We start from the raw sequence: 17,954 nt of genomic DNA, 5'->3' as shown, positions 1-17,954 counted from the left end.
CTGCATGGGATGGTTGTTCGGGCGCAAGCGCGACTCTGAGGATGCCAATGAGATGCTGCGCCGATACAACGAAGCGGAGGCAGCGCGACTCGCTGCGATGACCTCCGGCGTCGCGGGGGAGACGGCGACGGGCGACAGCACTCGCGTTCCGACGTCGGCTTCGCTGTCGGTGCCCTCGGGGTCGACCGAGTTCCTGGTCGAGGACGTCTTCACCATCACCGGACGCGGAACAGTGGCGACGGGCACGGTCACGTCTGGCGTGCTGCGAGTGGATGACGACATCATGGTGGTGCGCGACGGAGCTCTGCAGGCGCAGACGCGGATCACCGGCATCGAGATGTTCCGGAAGCACGTGAAAGAGGTGACGGTGGGAGAGCTGTCCGGTCTGGTGCTCCGCGAGAAGATCGAGATCGCCCGCGGAGACGTCATCCGCCCGGCCCCGTCTGGGTGAGCGGCACGCGAACCGATACGCTGGGGGCATGACGCACTCGGGCAACCCTTTCGGACAGGTTCTCGTCGCGCTCGTCACTCCGATGACGGCCGACGGTGAAGTCGATTGGCCCGCCGTCGAGAAGCACATCGATGACGTCATCACCGCCGGTGCTGACGGGATCGTCGTGACGGGAACGACCGGCGAGACCTCGACCCTGACGGACCCCGAGAAGCTCAAGCTCGTCGAGGTCGGGAAGTCGGTGTCCGCCGGCCGCGCCAAGATCATCACGGGGGGCGGATCCAACGAGACCGCGCACGCGATCGAGCTGTACAAGGCGAGTGAGAAGGCCGGCGCAGACGGCATCATGATCGTCACGCCGTATTACAACAAGCCGACGCAGGCCGGCATCCTGACCCACTTCCGGCTCGTGGCCGATGCCACCGATCTCCCGGTGATCCTCTACGACATCCCCGGTCGCACGGGCGTGCCGATCAAGTACGAGACCATCCTCCGGCTCGCGAAGCACCCGAACATCCTCGCCGTGAAGGACGCCAAGGGCGACTTCTCCGAGGTGAGCCGCGTCTTGAATCAGACCGACCTCATGTACTTCTCGGGTGACGACGCCAACGTGCTGCCGCACCTCGCGATCGGCGCGACCGGTCTGATCGGGGTGACCGCGAATGTCGCGGCAGCGCCGTACCGGACCATCATCGACGCCGTCAACCGCGGCGACCTCACGACCGCGACCGCTGAGCACAAGCGGCTCGAGCCGCTCGTGCGCGCCGTCATGACGCACGTGCCGGGCACCGTCGCGGCGAAGTACATCCTGCACGGGCTCGGCCGTATCTCGAGCCCTCGCGTCCGTCTGCCGCTCGTCGGTCCCGAAGAGTGGGAGGCCGCTCTCATCGAGGACGAGCTCGATCTCGTGAAGGACGTCCCCGGCGCAGACTTCTCCAACTTCCGCCCCGACCGCAACGCGGCCGCGGGCGGTGCCCTGCCGAAGGTGCACGGCACGACCCGCTGACACCGGGCGCGGCGAGCCGCGTCACAACGAACGAACGGACGCGTGGAGTGTCCGACTGAGGAGACAGCATGTCCACCCCGATCGCAGAACCCGCAGCACTCGACGAGGGGACGCTGCGGGTCACCCCACTCGGCGGCCTCGGTGAGATCGGTCGCAACATGACCATCTTCGAGTTCGACGGCAAGATCCTGATCGTCGACTGCGGCGTGCTCTTCCCCGAGGAGCACCAGCCGGGCGTCGACCTGATCCTGCCCGACTTCGAGCCGATCAAGGGCCGCCTCGACGACATCGTCGGCGTCGTCCTCACACACGGGCACGAAGACCACATCGGCGCGGTCCCGTATCTGCTCCGTCTGAAGAGCGACATCCCCGTGATCGGTTCCGGCCTCACCCTCGCGCTCGTCGAGGCGAAGCTCAAGGAACACCGCATCAAGGCGTACACGCTCACCGTGAAAGAGGGGCAGCGCGAGAAGGTCGGACCGTTCGACCTCGAGTTCGTCGCGGTCAACCACTCGATCCCCGATGCCCTCGCCGTCGCGATCCGCACCCCCGCCGGCCTCGTGCTGGCGACCGGCGACTTCAAGATGGATCAGCTGCCGCTCGACGGACGCATCACCGACCTCCGTGCCTTCGCCCGCCTGGGCGAGGAGGGAGTCGACCTCTTCCTCGTCGACTCGACCAACGCCGACGTGCCGGGCTTCACGCCCACCGAGCGCTCGATCGGACCCGTGCTCGACCAGGTCATCGGCAAGGCTCCCAGGCGGGTCATCGTCGCGAGCTTCTCCAGCCATGTGCACCGGGTGCAGCAGGTCCTCGACGCCGCAGCGGCGCACGGGCGCCGGGTGGCACTGCTGGGGCGCAGCATGCTGCGCAACATGACGATCGCCGAGGACCTGGGCTATCTGAAGGTGCCGAGCGGCCTGCTGATCGATTACAAGAAGGCGCGAGACCTTCCCGACGACAAGATCGTCTACATGTCGACCGGCTCGCAGGGCGAGCCCATGGCCGTCCTCAGCCGGATGGCCAACCTCGACCACGCGATCGAGCCCGGTGAGGGCGACACCGTGATCCTGGCCTCCAGCCTGATCCCCGGGAACGAGAACGCCGTGTACCGCGTGATCGACGGACTGACCAAGCTCGGCGCGAACGTCGTGCACAAGGCCAACGCCAAGGTGCACGTCTCGGGGCATGCCGCAGCCGGCGAGCTGATCTACTGCTACAACATCCTCAAGCCCAAGAACGTGCTTCCCGTCCACGGCGAGTACCGTCACCTGATCGCGAACGCGAAACTGGCTCAGGACACGGGGATCGACGCCGAGCGCACGATCATCGCCTCGAACGGCACCGTCATCGATCTGAAGGACGGCGACGCTCGCGTCGTCGGTCAGCTCGACCTCGGGTTCGTGTATGTCGACGGCTCGACTGTCGGCGCGATCACCGACGCCGACCTCAAGGACCGCCGGATCCTGGCTGAAGAGGGCTTCGTCTCCGTGATCGTCGTCGTCGACGCCGCGACGGGGCGCATCATCTCGGGACCCGAGATCCATGCGCGCGGCATCGCTGAAGACGATTCCGTCTTCGACGACGTGACGCCGAAGATCATCGCAGCGCTGAAGGAAGCCTCCGGCAACGGCGTGCGCGACACCCATGCGCTTTCGCAGGTCATCCGCCGCACGATCGGGCGCTGGGTCAACCAGAAGCTGCGTCGTCGTCCGATGATCGTCCCACTCGTCATCGAGGCGTGATCGGAGCTGCGTCGCCTGCGGGTTCACAGTCGACCGACACTCGGCTGTAACGCCGGCGGCGTACGCTCACCTCATGCCGGACGTCTTCTCGATCCGACCCGCCGTACAGGCGGACGGGAGCTTCCTCGGCGACATGGTCGTCGAGGCGGCGAATTGGCGTTCGGGCGGAGCACGACCACGCCACGAGATCCTCACCGCGGTCGAGCACCGGCGCTATGTGGCCGGATGGATGCGGCCGGCGGATGCGGGCTTCCTCGCCGTCGATGCCGACGGGCGCCCGATCGGCGCCGCGTGGTATCGCATGCTGTCGCCGGACGACGCGGGTTTCGGATTCGTCGGGACCGCCGTGCCGGAGCTCATCATCGGCGTGCAGCCGATCTGGCGTGCTCACGGAGTCGGTCGCACGCTGCTCCGACGTCTCGTGGTCCACGCTCGTGACCAAGGGCACCCTCGGCTCAGCCTCAGCGTGGAACGGGACAACTTCGCGCGGACCCTGTACCGATCGGAGGGCTTCGTGGTCACCGACGCAGGGAGCGTCCGCGACACGATGGTGTACCGCACGTCCTGAACCATCGCCGCCCGCCGGCGGAAGACCGCGGAATGCCGCGTCATTACGGGCCTATGTCGCCCTCTGGACGTAACGTGAGAGTATGGCCAGGAGTACCACGAAGTCAGCGCGCGCGTCCGAGAGCGCCACGCCTCGCCCGAAGAGGCAGGCTGCTCCGAAGGCTCAGGCAGCGCCCAAGAAGTACATCGACGAGATCGACAAGCCCCCGGTGGCGGTGCGGGCCTGGAACGGGCTCGCCCACGGTGTCGGCGGACTGTTCCGAGCCTTCGGACCCGAGACCCTCGAGAAGGACGATCGGCGCGACGGCTTCCCGTTCCTGCTCGTGCTGCTGGCGATCGCCGGTGCGGTCAACGAATGGTTCTTCATCGGCAACGAGGTCGCTGCCAACATCAGCGCCTACTCGGTAGGGCTTCTCGTCGGACGCGTGGCCTTCGTCATGCCGGTCCTGCTCCTGCTGCTCGCCGGCTGGCTGTTCCGGCATCCCTCGTCGGTGCACGACAACGGTCGAATCGGCATCGGGTTCGGACTTTTCATCCTCGCCCTCGCGGGCTTCTGCCATACCGCGGCCGGCCGCATCGATTCCGCGGGCCTGCTCGTGCGACCGCAGCCCAAGGACGGCATGCCCGCACTCAGCGAGGCAGGCGGGCTGTTCGGGTGGATGCTCGGGGAGCCGCTGTCGTACCTCACCCCGGTGGGCGCGTACATCGTGCTGTCGGTGGTCGCTGCTCTCAGCGTCCTGATCCTGACCAAGACTCCGCCGAACCGCATCGGTCAGCGGCTCGGGGATCTCTATGCGTGGATGTTCGACGCCGAGCGGCCTGAGAAGCCCGCGAAGGATGCCGCTGCGATCGACGAGGCAGACAAGGTCGACGATCCTGATGTCCTGCCATGGTGGCGACGCAACAAGACCGGCCGCGAGGAGGACCCGGACGAGGGCACTCTCGGATCCGACGACATCACCGCTCTGCTCACCACCTCGGAGCCGACTCCTGCATACGACCAGGCCGTCGTCGTGGAGAACGCCTCGGATGCCGCGACGGAGGTGCTGTCCGACGTGCGCTCGGTGACCGAGTCGTTGGCCGGGCAGCAGACCACGGCGCTCCTCGACGACGAGTCCGACACGGGCGAGATGCCCGAGCTGCCGGGACTCGACGGCTTCGGAACCCCGGGGCCGGGGGAGAAGGGGCCGCAGGCGCCCGTGACCCCCTACGTGCTTCCCTCGCCGGGGCTGCTGGTCGAAGGACCGCCGCCGGTCATGCGTTCTGAAGCGACCGACAAGGTGATCGAACAGATCACGAGCGTGCTGACCCAGTTCAAGGTCGACGCGAAGGTCACCGGATTCTCTCGTGGCCCGACAGTCACCCAGTACGAGGTGGAGGTCGGCCACGGTGTCAAGGTCGAGAAGATCCTCCAGCTGAGCAACAACTTCGCCTACGCGGTCGCGTCCAACGATGTGCGTATCCTCTCGCCGATCCCGGGCAAGAGCGCGATCGGCATCGAGATCCCCAACGCCGACAAGGAGATGGTCGCGCTCGGCGATGTGCTGCGGTCGCCCGCGGCGCACAAGAGCACGCATCCGATGACGATCGGCGTCGGAAAAGACGTCGGCGGCAACATCGTCATCGCGAACCTCGCGAAGATGCCGCACCTCCTGGTCGCCGGTTCCACAGGGTCGGGTAAGTCCAGCTTCGTCAACTCGATGATCACGAGCCTGCTCATGCGCGCTCGGCCCACGGACGTGCGGATGGTCCTGATCGACCCGAAGCGGGTGGAGCTGACGAGCTATGCGGGCGTTCCGCACCTGATCACGCCCATCATCACGAATCCCAAGAAGGCCGCCGAGGCGCTGCAGTGGGTCGTGAAGGAGATGGACATGCGGTACGACGACCTCGCGTCGTTCGGATTCCGCCACATCGACGACTTCAACCGGGCGGTGCGCGCCGGTGAGGTCGAGCTCCCTGTCGGCAGCGAACGCGTGCTCAAGCCGTACCCGTACCTGCTGGTGGTCGTCGACGAGCTCGCAGACCTGATGATGGTCGCCCCGCGCGATGTGGAGGATTCGATCGTCCGCATCACCCAGCTCGCGCGAGCATCCGGCATCCACCTGGTGCTCGCCACCCAGCGCCCCAGCGTCGACGTCGTGACCGGTCTGATCAAGGCCAACGTCCCGTCGCGCCTCGCGTTCGCGGTGACGAGCGTCACAGACAGCCGAGTGATCCTCGACAGCCCCGGTGCCGACAAGCTCATCGGCCAGGGCGACGCGCTGTTCTCGCCGATGGGTTCATCCAAGCCGTTCCGTCTGCAGGGAGCGTGGGTCGACGAGAAGGAGATCGACGCGGTCGTCAAGCACGTCACCCGTCAGGCTCGTCCCGACTACCGCGCGGACGTGCAGGAAGCACTCGAGCCCACGAAGAAGAAGGAGGTCGACGAGGACATCGGGGACGATCTCGAGCTTCTCCTCGCGGCCGCCGAACTCATCGTGTCGTCGCAGTTCGGATCGACATCCATGCTGCAGCGCAAGCTGCGCGTCGGATTCGCCAAGGCGGGTCGCCTGATGGACCTCCTCGAGTCGCGAGAGATCGTCGGCCCGTCTGAGGGCTCCAAGGCGCGTGACGTGCTGGCGACGGCCGAGCAGCTGCCCCAGGTCATGGCGAAACTGCGCGGCGACGACGCTCCACCGAAGCCGGCCGCTCCCGCTTCTGCCGCAACCGCGGCCGGAGCACCGCACGACCCGGTCGAGGCCCAGTTCCAGGGGCTGCCGGTGGTCGAAGCTGAAGACGACGGCGACGAAGACGCCTGGGGACTGACAGGACGAGACTGATGGCTATTCCACGGCAGCTCCCCAATGCGATCACCATCGCGCGTATACCGCTTGCGGTGATCTTCTTCATCCTGCTCCTGATGGGCGGTACCTACGGGCTCGATGACATGGTCGTCCGTTGGGTTGCGGCGATCCTGTTCGTCGTGGGCATCTCCACCGACTGGGTCGACGGCTATCTCGCGCGTCGCCACAACATCGTCACCGACTTCGGCAAGCTGTGGGATCCGATCGCTGACAAGCTGCTCACGGGAGCGGGCTTCATCGGACTCGCCGTGCTCGGGGAGCTCAACTGGTGGGTCGTGATCGTGATCCTGATCCGCGAGTGGGGCATCACGATCCATCGCCTCATGGTCGCGAAGGAGCACGTCGTGGCGGCCGCGTGGATGGGCAAGATCAAGACCGCGGTTCAGGCCGTGGCTCTTTCCTGGGCGCTGCTCCCGCTGCACGTGGTGATAGGACCCCAGCTGTGGGTGGTCGGAACGGCGATCCTGATGATCCTGGCGCTGATCCTCACCGTCGCGAGTGGCATCGACTACATCGTGGCGCAGGTGCGAGGGGCACGGCAGCCGTCGTGACGTCGGCGTCGGCGTCGGAGGTGCTCGCCGCGCTGATCGAGCGTGGCTGGACCCTCGGTATCGCGGAGTCGCTGTCGGGCGGGGCTCTCGCTGCGGAATTCGTCTCGGTGCCAGGCGCGTCGGCGTCGCTGCGCGGAGCGATCGTCGCCTACGCCACCCCTGTGAAGCACACGCTTCTGGGGGTCGACGACGGCCTGCTCGATGCGCACGGGCCCGTGCACCCCGACGTGGCGCTGCAGATGGCGGCTGGGGCGCGTCGCGCGCTGCAGGTCTCCGGAGTCCCTGCTGACGTCGGCGTCTCGACCACGGGGATCGCGGGACCGGACTCACCCGACGGTCAGCCCGTCGGCACGGTGCACATCGCCGTGGTGACCCCGTACACGTCCGTGAGCGAGGCATTCAGGTTCGACGGCGATCGCGCCCAGGTCCGCGCTCAGACGGTCGATGCGGCCGTGGCCATGCTTGCGCGGATCCTGCGGGAATAGCTGATGCGCGGGTTCCGTTATGTCCTTTGTGCTCACACCGAAAGCACAGCGTGCGAAGGTAGATTTTGTGAAGGTCGGTAGGACTAGACTGGCGGTCTCCTCGAGGGAGACCTCGAGAAGGCGATCTGGGAGGAGGTTCCGATGATTCTTGTACGACAGGAAATCGGCGATGTGCTGAGGGACTTCCGCCTGCAGAAGGGGCGTACGCTCCGGCAGGTTGCAAGCAAGGCATCCGTGGCCCTGGGCTATCTCAGTGAGGTCGAGCGGGGCCAGAAAGAGGCGTCGAGCGAGATTCTCGCCTCGGTGGCCGATGCTCTGGATGTTCCCATCTCGATCATCATGCGAGAGGTCGGCGACCGCATCTCCGTTCTCGAGGGCATCCAGGTCTTCCCCGATGTCGTTCCCGATGACCTCGTGGCTTCCGTCGAGCCAGAGCTTTCGCTTCACTGAGCGTCGGATTCTCTTCGTTCTCTGATGCGTCGCAGTGAGTTCCTCCGCGCAGTCGACGCGGAATTCGGTGGTCGAGGGTCGTCGCTCGTCAGTGACCTCATTCTGACCCAGCTCGCCGGACGCACTGCGGACCAGGCTCTGGACGCGGGCGTTCCCCCGCGTGACATCTGGCTGGCGCTGTGCGCCGAGACCGATGTGCCTCAGGAGCGGCGGCACGGCGCCGGGCGCCTCGAGCCGCGCAAGCGATGACCCTCCGACGCATACGACGAGCGTTCGACTAACGACATGCCGTGACGGCGTGTCGTCGAATATGTGTTCGAAACGGGCGTAGTCTTCTGCACAAGTGGTTCGGAGACGGTGTTCTCCCTGTTTCGCGGAGCTGACGACGCAATGTCCGAGGCCCCTCGTACGGTGAACAGCAAGCCGAAGAGCCATACGCCTTGTCGGAGAGTTCCGCCCAGCCGGGAGGACCGCGACAGCCTACAGGCGGCACCACGCGAGCATAAGGAGCACGTCATGCCATCACCCGCTGACCGCGAGAAGTCCCTCGAGACAGCACTCGCCCAGATCGACCGTCAGTTCGGAAAGGGCTCGGTCATGCGACTGGGCAGCGACGAGCGCGCACCCGTCGCCGTCATTCCGACCGGTTCGATCGCTCTCGATGTCGCCCTCGGCGTCGGAGGGCTTCCGCGTGGACGAATCGTCGAGATCTACGGCCCCGAGTCCTCGGGTAAGACGACGCTCACGCTGCACGCGATTGCAAACGCCCAGCGTGCCGGCGGGATCGCCGCCTTCATCGATGCCGAGCATGCGCTCGACCCCGACTACGCCGCGAAGCTCGGTGTCGACATCGACGCTCTTCTCGTCTCGCAGCCCGATACGGGTGAGCAGGCGCTCGAGATCGCGGACATGCTCGTCCGCTCCGGCGCCATCGATCTGATCGTCATCGACTCCGTCGCGGCTCTCGTGCCTCGGGCGGAGATCGAGGGCGAGATGGGTGACTCCCACGTGGGTCTGCAGGCTCGACTGATGTCGCAGGCACTGCGAAAGCTCACGGGTGGACTCAACCAGACGAACACCACGATGATCTTCATCAACCAGCTGCGCGAGAAGATCGGCGTCTTCTTCGGATCGCCCGAGACCACCGCGGGTGGAAAGGCGCTGAAGTTCTACGCGTCGGTTCGCATGGACATCCGCCGCATCGAGACGCTGAAGGACGGCACCGATGCAGTCGGAAACCGCACCAGGGTCAAGGTGGTGAAGAACAAGATGGCACCGCCGTTCAAGCAGGCGGAGTTCGACATCCTGTATGGCGTCGGCATCTCGCGCGAGGGCAGCCTGATCGACTTCGGTGTCGAGCACGCCATCGTGAAGAAGTCCGGATCGTGGTACACCTACGACGGCGACCAGCTGGGCCAGGGCAAGGAGAACGCGCGGACGTTCCTCCTCAAGAACCCCGATGTCGCGCTTGCGATCGAGACGCAGATCAAGCAGAAGCTCGGCATCGGAGGAGCCACCGAGGCGCCTGCTGACGAGCTCGCCGAGCGTCGTCCGGCATGAGCGTGATGGTTCGCGGTTGGGGAACACCCGGAGTGAACCATGAGTGATGGAGGGGGCGGGCCTGAGCAGCTCGCCCCCATCATCCCCCTTTTCGGTCGTGACGACACACGCGCGAAGTCGGTCGACCGGGAAGGTCCGGAGGTCGAAAGCGCGACAGCTCGTTCGGCGCCCGACGCCGGGGTGTGGCAGTCGACAGGGGGCGTCTCGAGCCGCGATTCGAATCCCGTCGCGCCCATCGACTCTCGTGGGCCCAGTGAACGACATCCTGCTCGCGGCGCGGCGGCTCGGTCCGCACCGCGTCTGCGCGCGTTGCAGTCGCAGGATCTGGGCTCTGACGATGTCCCGGGCGTCGACCCCTCTCAGTTGCGTGCCGACGCAGAAGAGCTCCTCGTCCGCAAGCTGCGGACTCGTTCGCTCTCTCTGTCGGAAGCGCGGATGGTGCTGAGGGGCCATGAGAAGAACGCCGTGCGGCTCGATGCGGGTGCGATCGATGATGTGATCGATGATTTCTGTCGACGAGGGTACCTCGACGACACGCTCCTCGCCGGACAACTGGTGACATCCGGGATCGAGCGCAAGGGGCAGGGGCGAGTTGCGCTGTCGAGGGCGCTCTCGCAACGGGGCATCCCTCGCGATGTGATCGATGCGGCGCTTGACGACGTTCCCGACGATGACGCCGAGCGCGCACTCGAGTACGCACGCTCGAAAGCACGAGCCATGTCTCGTCTCGACGGCGACACAGCGCTGCGACGTCTGGTCGGTCAGCTGTCCCGCCGTGGCTACAACGGCTCGGTCGCGATGACAGCCGCCAAGTCTGCCCTTGCTGAGGCCTCTTTCGGCTCGTCTTCATCCGGGGTTCGATTCGTCGACTCGGACTGACTGAGGCGAGGGGCTCGAGCCCCTCGCCTCAGCGGCGGTGTCGCGCAACCGCTCGTAGAATGGGGGGATCATGAATATCCCTCGCAGTGAGCCGACGATCATCGCGTCATCGTCGGCAGCAATCGATCTTGATGGACGCCAGCGCTCCTACGAGGTCCGCACCTTCGGCTGCCAGATGAACGTCCACGATTCCGAGCGACTGTCTGGCTCGCTCGAGAGCGCAGGATATGTCCGCGCGACTGACGGTGCCGAGGCCGACGTGGTGATCATCAACACGTGCGCGGTGCGCGACAATGCCGCAGGCAAGCTCTACGGCACCCTGGGCCAGCTCGCCTCGGTGAAGCGACGCAAGGACGGGATGCAGATCGCCGTGGGCGGCTGCCTGGCGCAGATGGACAAGCAGGCCGTGCTCGAGAAAGCGCCGTGGGTCGACGTCGTCTTCGGCACGCACAACATGGGTTCGCTTCCCGGCCTTCTCGAGCGCGCGCGCCACAACGGTGACGCCGAGCTCGAGATCCTGGAGTCGCTCGAGGTGTTCCCCTCGACGCTTCCGACGAAGCGCGATTCTGCGCACAGCGGTTGGGTGTCGATCTCGGTCGGGTGCAACAACACGTGCACCTTCTGCATCGTTCCGAGTCTTCGGGGCAAGGAGAAAGACCGCCGCCCGGGCGACATCCTCAATGAGATCCGCCTGCTCGTCGAAGACGGCGCCATCGAAGTCACTCTGCTCGGACAGAACGTCAACTCCTACGGCGTGGAGTTCGGGGATCGACAGGCTTTCGGCAAGCTGCTCCGCGCCGCAGGCGAGATCGACGGGCTCGAGCGGATCCGCTTCACGAGTCCTCACCCCGCCGCCTTCACCGACGATGTGATCGACGCGATGGCAGAGACTCCCAACGTGATGCCGCAGCTTCACATGCCGCTCCAGTCCGGCAGCGACCGCATCCTGAAGGCCATGCGCCGGTCGTACCGCAGCGAGAGATTCCTCGGGATCCTCGATCGCGTCCGTGATCGTATTCCGCACGCCGCGATCACCACCGACATCATCGTCGGATTCCCCGGTGAGACGGAGGAGGATTTCGAAGACACGATGCGGGTGGTCGAACAGGCCCGGTTCTCGAGTGCGTTCACGTTCCAGTACTCGATCCGTGAGGGCACACCCGCCGCGACCATGGAGGACCAGATTCCCAAGGCTGTGGTGCAGGAGCGCTACAACCGGCTCATGGCGCTTCAGGAGCGTATCTCCCTCGAGGAGAACCAGAAGCAGGTCGGACGCCAGGTCGATGTCCTCGTGTCGACGGGTGAAGGCAAGAAGGATGCCGAGACCCACCGTCTGACCGGACGCGCCGAGGACAACCGACTCGTCCACTTCGAGGTCACTCCCGGTTCCGCTGTCCCACGGCCCGGTGATGTCGTCTCGGTGACGATCACCCATGCGGCGCCCTTCCACCTGCTCGCAGACGACCCGACAGGCCTCCCGTTGCGGATCCGTCGCACGCGTGGCGGGGACGCCTGGGACCGAGGACAGGCGGAGTCCTGTGCTGTGCCGGCACAGACGTCCGGCGATGGCACCCGTGCCGTATCCCTCGGTCTGCCGACGCTCCGCGTCGGCAGGTGACCACTGCTCGAGGAATGACTGATCCGGCGTCGAGCGACGCGGACAGGGTTCCGCGGCTCTGGGCGATCGTGGGCGCGACAGGAACGGGCAAGAGCGATCTCGCCCTCGATCTCGCTGAGGTGCTGCGCAGCCGAGGCAACGCCGCCGAGATCGTGAACGCCGACGCCATGCAGCTCTACCGCGGAATGGACATCGGCACGGCGAAACTCGCCCCGGACGATCGCCGGGGGATTCCCCACCACCTGTTCGACGTGCGGGAGGTGCAGGAGGAAGCCGCCGTCGCCTGGTACCAGCCGCTGGCGCGGTCCGTGATCACCGGCATCCAGCGACGCGGGGCCGACGCCATCCTCGTGGGCGGATCGGGTCTGTACGTGTCCAGCGTCGTGTTCGACTTCGCCTTCCCGCCGCGTGATCCGGTGATCCGGGAGCGGCTCGAACGCGAGCTCGAAAGCGAGGGTGTCGGTGGCATGCTCGACCGGCTGCGAAAGCTCGATCCCGCGACGGCCTCCCGCGTCGACCCCAAGAATGCCAGACGAGTGATCCGTGCGCTCGAAGTCCTCGAGCAGGGCAGCGTCACGCACGGCGCGTCTCTGCCGGAACAGCCCGCGCTCTGGCAGGCCGACACGCGTCTCATCGGCCTGCACGTCGACCGCGGAGCCCTGGTCGAGAGGCTGGACGCCCGCGTCGAGCGCATGTGGCAAGCGGGCCTGGTCGACGAGGTGCAGGGGCTCCGTCGCGAGGGGCTCGAGAACGGCGTGACAGCTCGGCGCGCCATCGGCTACAGCCAGGCGCTCGCCCAGATCGATGGCCGGCTCACTCAGGCCGAGGCGATCGCCGAGACACAGGCGCTCACCCGCCGCTACGCCCGCCGCCAGGTGTCGTGGTTCAAGCGCTATCCCGGCCTCACATGGCACGAACCACCGGTGGACGCCGCTTCGCTCGTCGCCCCCTGAGCCCGCAGACTCACCGATCTCGGTGGCTGGATGTCGGTGCCTGGTGAGATGGTTGATCAATGGCCACCCACTTCTACACCGCGAGCAGCATCGACGGTTTCATCGCGACTGATCAGCACTCCCTCGACTGGCTGCTGAAGCAGGACATCGACGAAGAAGGACCCATGTCGTACGCCGGCTTCGAGAAGACGATCGGTGCTCTGGCGATGGGAGCATCGACATACGAATGGGTCATGCGCCACGAGGAAGGGCGATGGGGGTACGAGCAGCCGACATGGGTCTTCGCCCACCGACCGCTCGAGCTTCCGGCCGGCGCTGACATTCGCGCGGCGCAGGGTGACGTCGCCGCCGTGCACTCCGAGATGGTCGCGGCCGCCGGGGGCAAGGATCTGTGGGTCGTCGGCGGTGGCGACCTGGCCGGGCAGTTCGCCGATGCCGGTCTTCTCGACGAGGTGTGGGTGCAGTACGCGCCTGTGACACTCGGCTCGGGGGCGCCGTTGCTGCCGAGAGCACTGGACCTCGAGCTTCTCGAGGTCGCACGCAACCGCAACTTCATGTGCGGCCGTTACCGTGTGCTGCATGGCTGAGCCGTCGACTCCCGTGAGCTCGGACGAGACCTGGGAGGTCCGCGCATTCGATCGTGCGGATACGGAGTCTGTGGTGGCTCTCTGGACCGAGGCTGGCCTCACGCGGCCGTGGAACGACCCCCGGCTCGACATCGAGCGCAAGCTCACGGTGCAGCCCGAGCTGTTCCTGGTCGTCGAGGACGAGGAACGGTCGACATCAGCGCGGATCATCGGCACCGTGATGGCGGGTTACGACGGGCACAGGGGATGGCTGTACTACCTGGCCACCGCCCGGTCGCACCGTCATCAGGGGATCGCGCGCTCTCTCGTGCGCGAAGCCGAGCGACTTCTTCTGGAAATGGGCTGCCCGAAGGTGCAGCTCATGGTCAGAGAGGGCAACGAGGAAGCGCTGGGCTTCTACGACGACCTCGGATACGAGCGATTCTCGGTGTCGAACACGGGCAGGCGTCTGATCGTCGACGCATAGCCGAGATCTCTAGACTGGGTGGATGGTCGCATTCACCAAAGGACACGGCACCGGCAACGACTTCGTCATCATCGCCGACCCCGACGGCGCTCTCGAACTGAGCGCTGAGCAGGTCGCCATCCTCTGCGATCGACACCGAGGCATCGGCGCCGACGGCATCCTTCGTGTGGTGCGCTCTGCGGCGATCGCAGACGGGCAGGCTGCTCTCGCAGAGGAGCCCGCCGCCGAGTGGTTCATGGACTACCGCAATGCAGACGGGTCCATCGCTGAGATGTGCGGCAACGGCATCCGCGTCTTCGTGCATTATCTCGTGCGCTCCGGCCTCGCCACGATCGAGCCCGGTTCCACACTCCCGATCGGAACGCGTGCGGGTGTCCGCGACGTGACGCGCAGCGAGACGGGGTACCAGGTGGATCTCGGCCTGTGGAAGCTCTCCGGCGATGACCCGCTCGTCACTGCCGACGGGCTCCCTGTCACGAGACCCGGTCTGGGCATCGACGTCGGAAATCCGCATGTCGTGGTCGCACTCGCCTCCGAGGCGGAGCTGTCGTCTCTCGAGCTGCACCGCGCTCCCGTGCTCGATCCCGCCCCTCCCGCGGGGGCGAACGTCGAGTTCGTCGTCCCGGGGGAGCCGCTGGTGAGGGACGGCATCGGACACGTCTCGATGCGCGTCTCAGAGCGCGGCGTGGGGGAGACCCTCAGCTGTGGCACGGGTGTCGCGGCCACGGCTCTTGCCGTGCGCTACTGGGCTGGCTCGAAGGCACCCGACAACTGGCGCGTGGAGGTCCCGGGCGGCACTCTCGGTGTGCGCATGTTCCCTGCAGAGGACGGTGAGCACGTCGCCCTCTCCGGGCCGGCCCAGCTCGTCTTCAGCGGCGAGGTCGACCTGATCTGATGTCGACGACCGGCCAGATCGACCTGGTCATCTTCGACTGTGACGGGGTGCTCGTAGACAGCGAGAAGCTGTCGATCGAGGTGGATCGCAGGGTTCTCGCAGATCTCGGGTGGTCTCTCTCCCACGACGAGATCCTGCACCGGTTCGTCGGACGCTCCTCCGCGCACTTCCGCGCTGAGGTCGAAGCACACCGGGGACGACCGCTTCCCGACGACTGGGAGGCGCCCTACCAGCCGTGGTATCTCGACGCATTCGCGCGCGAGCTGACGGCGGTGGATGGGGTCGAGGCAGCGCTGGACGAGATCACGACGGCGACGTGCGTCGCCTCGAGCGGCGCCCATGCGAAGATCCGGCGGACGCTCGGCCAGACAGGGCTCCTGCCGCGATTCGACGGACGGATCTTCAGCGCAGACGACGTCGCGAACGGCAAGCCTGCCCCTGATCTCTTCCTGCACGCGGCTGAGCAGCTCGGCGTCAGCCCTGAACGCTGCGTGGTGGTCGAGGACAGTCGATTCGGAGTCCAGGCCGCCCGCGCCGCGGGCATGCGTGTTCTCGGCTATGCCGGCGGACTCACCCCAGCTGACTGGCTGGAGCGCGAGGGCGCCATCGTGTTCACGGATATGCGCGATCTTCCCGAACTCGCGGGTCGGTGACGTCGTCGCTGCGAGGGCTCAGACGAGCGTGATCGGCTCGGTCGGAGGGGTTCCGTGCTTGCGCACCTTCAGGATGCGGTACCCCTTGGACGTGGCGGTCCGGTGGACGCTGAAACCAGGGTGGAACGTCGAGCCGATCCACCGTTGCAGCGAATCCGCGCCGAGGTTGCGCTGCACGACGAGCCAGGCGTCGCTGCGCTCGTCGAGCCGGGGGATCCACTTCTCGAGCAGTCCGTGAAGTTCGTTCTTGCCCACTCTGATCGGCGGGTTCGAACGGATCGAGCGGAATGTGACGTCGGCGGGAACATCTTCGGGCAAGGAGGCGTTGATGTTCTTGAGACCATGAGCCGCGGCGTTGCGCCGCACGAGATCGAGAGCCCGCTCATTCACGTCGACGGCCCACACGGTCGCATGGGGCGCAGCCAGCGCCATCGACAGCGTGATGGGCCCCCACCCGCTTCCGAGGTCGAGAAGATGGCCTCCCGGCGGAACCGGGGGCATGTTTGCGAGAAGGACGGCTGTACCGGCATCCAGCCGATCCGGGCTGAAGACGCCGCCAGCAGTGGTGACGTCCAGCTCTCGGCCTGCGAGCGTCACACGGATCGATCGCAGGTTCTCGGGGCTTGCCGGGGCCGCGGTGAAGTAATGGTCGGACCCCATACCGTGAGCGTAGCGGACAGCGCGGGCTAAGGTTAAGGCTCGCAACAAAACCCAGAGATTAGGGACGGATGACGGAGACCACCACACACTCCACAGGTGACGAAGCAGTCGATCGCGTACTCGCGAATGCGGAGAAGCGGACGGAGGCTCGTGTCTTCGGCGCCGCGCAGGCGCTGCAAGACCAGTCGACGGCCTCGCATGCCTCGTCGGACGGCGACCAGTGGGACCTCGAGGATCGTCATGCGCTGCGGCGCGTCGGCGGTCTCTCCACCGAACTCGAAGATGTTACAGAGGTCGAGTACCGGCAGCTGCGCCTCGAGAACGTGGTGCTGGTCGGCGTGTACCCGCAGGGGGCCCAGGACGATGCGGAGAACTCGCTTCGTGAGCTGGCGGCCCTCGCTGAGACCGCGGGCGCGGTCGTGCTCGACGGCGTTCTGCAGCGACGACCGCATCCGGATGCCGCGACCTACATCGGCCGAGGCAAGGCGCAGGAGCTGAAGGGCATCGTCGCAGCCACCGGCGCCGACACCGTGATCGCCGACACCGAACTCGCCCCCAGCCAGCGACGAGCCCTCGAGGACGTCGTCAAGGTCAAGGTCATCGATCGCACCACCGTGATCCTCGACATCTTCAGTCAGCACGCCAAGAGCCGCGAGGGCAAGGCGCAGGTCGAACTGGCGCAGCTCGAATACCTGCTGCCGCGTCTGCGCGGCTGGGGTGACTCGATGAGCCGTCAGGCGGGTGGCCAGGTCGGTGCCGGCGGCGCCGGTATGGGCTCGCGCGGCCCCGGTGAGACGAAGATCGAGCTCGACCGTCGCCGGATCCGCACCAAGATGGCGCTGCTGCGCCGACAGATCCGCGACTACGGCCCGGCGCGAGAGGCGAAGCGGGCCGAGCGCAAGCGCAACACGATTCCGTCCGTCGCGATCGCGGGCTACACCAACGCCGGCAAGTCGAGCCTGCTCAACGCCCTGACGAGCGCCGGGGTGCTCGTGGAGAACGCGCTGTTCGCGACGCTGGACGCGACGGTGCGCCGGTCGGAGACCTCAGACGGACGTGTGTACACGCTGACCGACACCGTCGGGTTCGTTCGCAACCTTCCGCACCAGCTCGTGGAGGCGTTCCGTTCGACGCTCGAAGAGGTCGGCGAGGCGGATGTCGTGCTGCACGTGGTCGACGGATCGCACCCCGATCCCGCCGGTCAGCTGCAGACCGTGCGTGACGTGATGGGCGACGTCGGCGTGCGTGACATGCCGGAGATCGTCGTCTTCAACAAGGCGGATCTCATCGCCGACGATGAGCGTCTCGTGCTGCAGGGCCTCGAGCCCAAAGCGCATTTCGTCTCGTCGCGTTCGGGTGAGGGCATCGAGGAGCTTCGAGCAGCCATCGAAGAGGCGCTTCCGAAGCCCGCTGTCGAGGTTCACGCGGTGGTTCCGTATGACCGCGGCGATCTGGTCGCGGCGATCCACGAGACGGGGATGCTCCTGTCGGTGGACCACAGCGAGCAGGGCACGGTCGTGCATGCGCGTGTGTCGGAGCGGCTCGCGGCCGATCTCGCACCGTTCGCCGTGAGCGCCTGACG

General features: G+C 66.5%; 19 protein-coding genes. 18 read left to right on the top strand and 1 reads right to left on the bottom strand.

Going from position 1 to position 17,954, the window contains the following annotated elements; translation table 11 throughout:
- Window positions 1-4 precede the first annotated feature (4 nt).
- From RU09_RS18350 to RU09_RS15470, 17 genes are all read left to right on the top strand, one after another.
- Complete coding sequence (locus RU09_RS18350; RefSeq protein WP_082041163.1) at window positions 5-451, top strand: EF-Tu/IF-2/RF-3 family GTPase; 447 nt, start codon at window positions 5-7, stop codon at window positions 449-451.
- 28 nt (window positions 452-479) lie between these two features.
- Window positions 480-1,457 (top strand): 4-hydroxy-tetrahydrodipicolinate synthase, encoded by a 978-nt coding sequence (dapA, locus tag RU09_RS15545; protein ID WP_042541778.1) that lies wholly within the window; start codon window positions 480-482, stop codon window positions 1,455-1,457.
- A gap of 68 nt (window positions 1,458-1,525) precedes the next feature.
- On the top strand, window positions 1,526-3,202 hold the full coding sequence (locus RU09_RS15540; protein ID WP_042541777.1) for a ribonuclease J: 1,677 nt from the start codon (window positions 1,526-1,528) through the stop codon (window positions 3,200-3,202).
- A gap of 73 nt (window positions 3,203-3,275) precedes the next feature.
- On the top strand, window positions 3,276-3,770 hold the full coding sequence (locus RU09_RS15535; protein ID WP_042541776.1) for a GNAT family N-acetyltransferase: 495 nt from the start codon (window positions 3,276-3,278) through the stop codon (window positions 3,768-3,770).
- 82 nt (window positions 3,771-3,852) lie between these two features.
- Entirely contained in the window at window positions 3,853-6,591 is a 2,739-nt protein-coding gene (locus RU09_RS15530; protein WP_042541775.1) for an FtsK/SpoIIIE family DNA translocase, read from the top strand.
- Window positions 6,591-7,166 carry a CDP-diacylglycerol--glycerol-3-phosphate 3-phosphatidyltransferase gene (pgsA, locus tag RU09_RS15525; protein WP_042541774.1) on the top strand — a complete coding sequence of 192 codons (576 nt, stop codon included), beginning with the start codon at window positions 6,591-6,593 and terminating at the stop codon, window positions 7,164-7,166. Before RU09_RS15530 ends, pgsA begins: the two co-directional genes overlap by 1 nt.
- Window positions 7,163-7,651, top strand: a complete 489-nt coding sequence (locus tag RU09_RS15520) for a CinA family protein (protein WP_042541773.1) — start codon at window positions 7,163-7,165, stop codon at window positions 7,649-7,651. The genes pgsA and RU09_RS15520 overlap by 4 nt, the downstream gene beginning before the upstream one ends.
- Window positions 7,652-7,792: 141 nt before the next feature.
- Complete coding sequence (locus RU09_RS15515) at window positions 7,793-8,101, top strand: helix-turn-helix domain-containing protein (protein WP_042541772.1); 309 nt, start codon at window positions 7,793-7,795, stop codon at window positions 8,099-8,101.
- Window positions 8,102-8,125: 24 nt separating this feature from the next.
- A complete protein-coding gene (locus RU09_RS15510) occupies window positions 8,126-8,350 on the top strand; it encodes a DUF3046 domain-containing protein (RefSeq protein ID WP_042541771.1) in 225 nt (74 codons plus the stop codon).
- A 267-nt stretch (window positions 8,351-8,617) separates the two neighbouring features.
- A complete protein-coding gene (gene recA, locus RU09_RS15505) occupies window positions 8,618-9,661 on the top strand; it encodes a recombinase RecA (protein WP_042541770.1) in 1,044 nt (347 codons plus the stop codon).
- 435 nt (window positions 9,662-10,096) lie between these two features.
- Window positions 10,097-10,540 carry a regulatory protein RecX gene (locus tag RU09_RS18975; RefSeq protein WP_231567627.1) on the top strand — a complete coding sequence of 148 codons (444 nt, stop codon included), beginning with the start codon at window positions 10,097-10,099 and terminating at the stop codon, window positions 10,538-10,540.
- A 70-nt stretch (window positions 10,541-10,610) separates the two neighbouring features.
- Window positions 10,611-12,158 carry a tRNA (N6-isopentenyl adenosine(37)-C2)-methylthiotransferase MiaB gene (gene miaB, locus RU09_RS15495; RefSeq protein ID WP_042541768.1) on the top strand — a complete coding sequence of 516 codons (1,548 nt, stop codon included), beginning with the start codon at window positions 10,611-10,613 and terminating at the stop codon, window positions 12,156-12,158.
- A gap of 14 nt (window positions 12,159-12,172) precedes the next feature.
- The gene (gene miaA, locus RU09_RS15490; RefSeq protein ID WP_042541767.1) at window positions 12,173-13,111 is read left to right on the top strand and encodes a tRNA (adenosine(37)-N6)-dimethylallyltransferase MiaA; all 939 of its coding nucleotides are present in this window, start codon (window positions 12,173-12,175) and stop codon (window positions 13,109-13,111) included.
- 59 nt (window positions 13,112-13,170) lie between these two features.
- Complete coding sequence (locus RU09_RS15485) at window positions 13,171-13,698, top strand: dihydrofolate reductase family protein (protein ID WP_042541766.1); 528 nt, start codon at window positions 13,171-13,173, stop codon at window positions 13,696-13,698.
- Window positions 13,691-14,164, top strand: a complete 474-nt coding sequence (locus RU09_RS15480) for a GNAT family acetyltransferase (RefSeq protein ID WP_042541765.1) — start codon at window positions 13,691-13,693, stop codon at window positions 14,162-14,164. The genes RU09_RS15485 and RU09_RS15480 overlap by 8 nt, the downstream gene beginning before the upstream one ends.
- Window positions 14,165-14,186: 22 nt before the next feature.
- Window positions 14,187-15,059 carry a diaminopimelate epimerase gene (gene dapF, locus RU09_RS15475; RefSeq protein WP_042541764.1) on the top strand — a complete coding sequence of 291 codons (873 nt, stop codon included), beginning with the start codon at window positions 14,187-14,189 and terminating at the stop codon, window positions 15,057-15,059.
- Window positions 15,059-15,712, top strand: a complete 654-nt coding sequence (locus RU09_RS15470; protein ID WP_042541763.1) for an HAD family hydrolase — start codon at window positions 15,059-15,061, stop codon at window positions 15,710-15,712. Before dapF ends, RU09_RS15470 begins: the two co-directional genes overlap by 1 nt.
- Window positions 15,713-15,730: 18 nt before the next feature.
- Here the strand turns inward: RU09_RS15470 and RU09_RS15465 are convergent, their stop codons facing one another.
- A complete protein-coding gene (locus RU09_RS15465; RefSeq protein ID WP_042541762.1) occupies window positions 15,731-16,372 on the bottom strand; it encodes a class I SAM-dependent methyltransferase in 642 nt (213 codons plus the stop codon).
- Window positions 16,373-16,440: 68 nt separating this feature from the next.
- On the opposite strand from RU09_RS15465, the gene hflX reads away from it, so the two are divergent.
- Window positions 16,441-17,952 carry a GTPase HflX gene (hflX, locus tag RU09_RS15460; RefSeq protein ID WP_042541761.1) on the top strand — a complete coding sequence of 504 codons (1,512 nt, stop codon included), beginning with the start codon at window positions 16,441-16,443 and terminating at the stop codon, window positions 17,950-17,952.
- The last annotated feature ends 2 nt before the right edge of the window (window positions 17,953-17,954 follow it).

This window comes from Microbacterium sp. MEJ108Y, from assembly GCF_000834175.1.
Taxonomy (GTDB): Bacteria; Actinomycetota; Actinomycetes; order Actinomycetales; family Microbacteriaceae; genus Microbacterium; species Microbacterium forte.
Note: the sequence above shows the minus strand (reverse complement) of the source record. Positions and strands in the feature narration are given on the sequence as shown.

What these genes read in the sequence shown, in the direction of transcription:
- RU09_RS15530 (WP_042541775.1), top strand. Translation starts at nt 3,853, where the DNA reads ATGGCCAGGAGTACCACGAAGTCAGCGCGCGCGTCCGAGAGCGCCACG.
- RU09_RS15465 (WP_042541762.1), bottom strand. Translation starts at nt 16,372, where the DNA reads ATGGGGTCCGACCATTACTTCACCGCGGCCCCGGCAAGCCCCGAGAAC.
- pgsA (WP_042541774.1), top strand. Translation starts at nt 6,591, where the DNA reads ATGGCTATTCCACGGCAGCTCCCCAATGCGATCACCATCGCGCGTATA.
- RU09_RS18350 (WP_082041163.1), top strand. Translation starts at nt 5, where the DNA reads ATGGGATGGTTGTTCGGGCGCAAGCGCGACTCTGAGGATGCCAATGAG.
- dapA (WP_042541778.1), top strand. Translation starts at nt 480, where the DNA reads ATGACGCACTCGGGCAACCCTTTCGGACAGGTTCTCGTCGCGCTCGTC.
- RU09_RS15485 (WP_042541766.1), top strand. Translation starts at nt 13,171, where the DNA reads ATGGCCACCCACTTCTACACCGCGAGCAGCATCGACGGTTTCATCGCG.
- hflX (WP_042541761.1), top strand. Translation starts at nt 16,441, where the DNA reads ATGACGGAGACCACCACACACTCCACAGGTGACGAAGCAGTCGATCGC.
- recA (WP_042541770.1), top strand. Translation starts at nt 8,618, where the DNA reads ATGCCATCACCCGCTGACCGCGAGAAGTCCCTCGAGACAGCACTCGCC.
- RU09_RS15515 (WP_042541772.1), top strand. Translation starts at nt 7,793, where the DNA reads ATGATTCTTGTACGACAGGAAATCGGCGATGTGCTGAGGGACTTCCGC.
- miaA (WP_042541767.1), top strand. Translation starts at nt 12,173, where the DNA reads ATGACTGATCCGGCGTCGAGCGACGCGGACAGGGTTCCGCGGCTCTGG.
- RU09_RS18975 (WP_231567627.1), top strand. Translation starts at nt 10,097, where the DNA reads ATGGTGCTGAGGGGCCATGAGAAGAACGCCGTGCGGCTCGATGCGGGT.
- RU09_RS15480 (WP_042541765.1), top strand. Translation starts at nt 13,691, where the DNA reads ATGGCTGAGCCGTCGACTCCCGTGAGCTCGGACGAGACCTGGGAGGTC.
- RU09_RS15470 (WP_042541763.1), top strand. Translation starts at nt 15,059, where the DNA reads ATGTCGACGACCGGCCAGATCGACCTGGTCATCTTCGACTGTGACGGG.
- miaB (WP_042541768.1), top strand. Translation starts at nt 10,611, where the DNA reads ATGAATATCCCTCGCAGTGAGCCGACGATCATCGCGTCATCGTCGGCA.
- RU09_RS15510 (WP_042541771.1), top strand. Translation starts at nt 8,126, where the DNA reads ATGCGTCGCAGTGAGTTCCTCCGCGCAGTCGACGCGGAATTCGGTGGT.
- dapF (WP_042541764.1), top strand. Translation starts at nt 14,187, where the DNA reads ATGGTCGCATTCACCAAAGGACACGGCACCGGCAACGACTTCGTCATC.
- RU09_RS15535 (WP_042541776.1), top strand. Translation starts at nt 3,276, where the DNA reads ATGCCGGACGTCTTCTCGATCCGACCCGCCGTACAGGCGGACGGGAGC.
- RU09_RS15540 (WP_042541777.1), top strand. Translation starts at nt 1,526, where the DNA reads ATGTCCACCCCGATCGCAGAACCCGCAGCACTCGACGAGGGGACGCTG.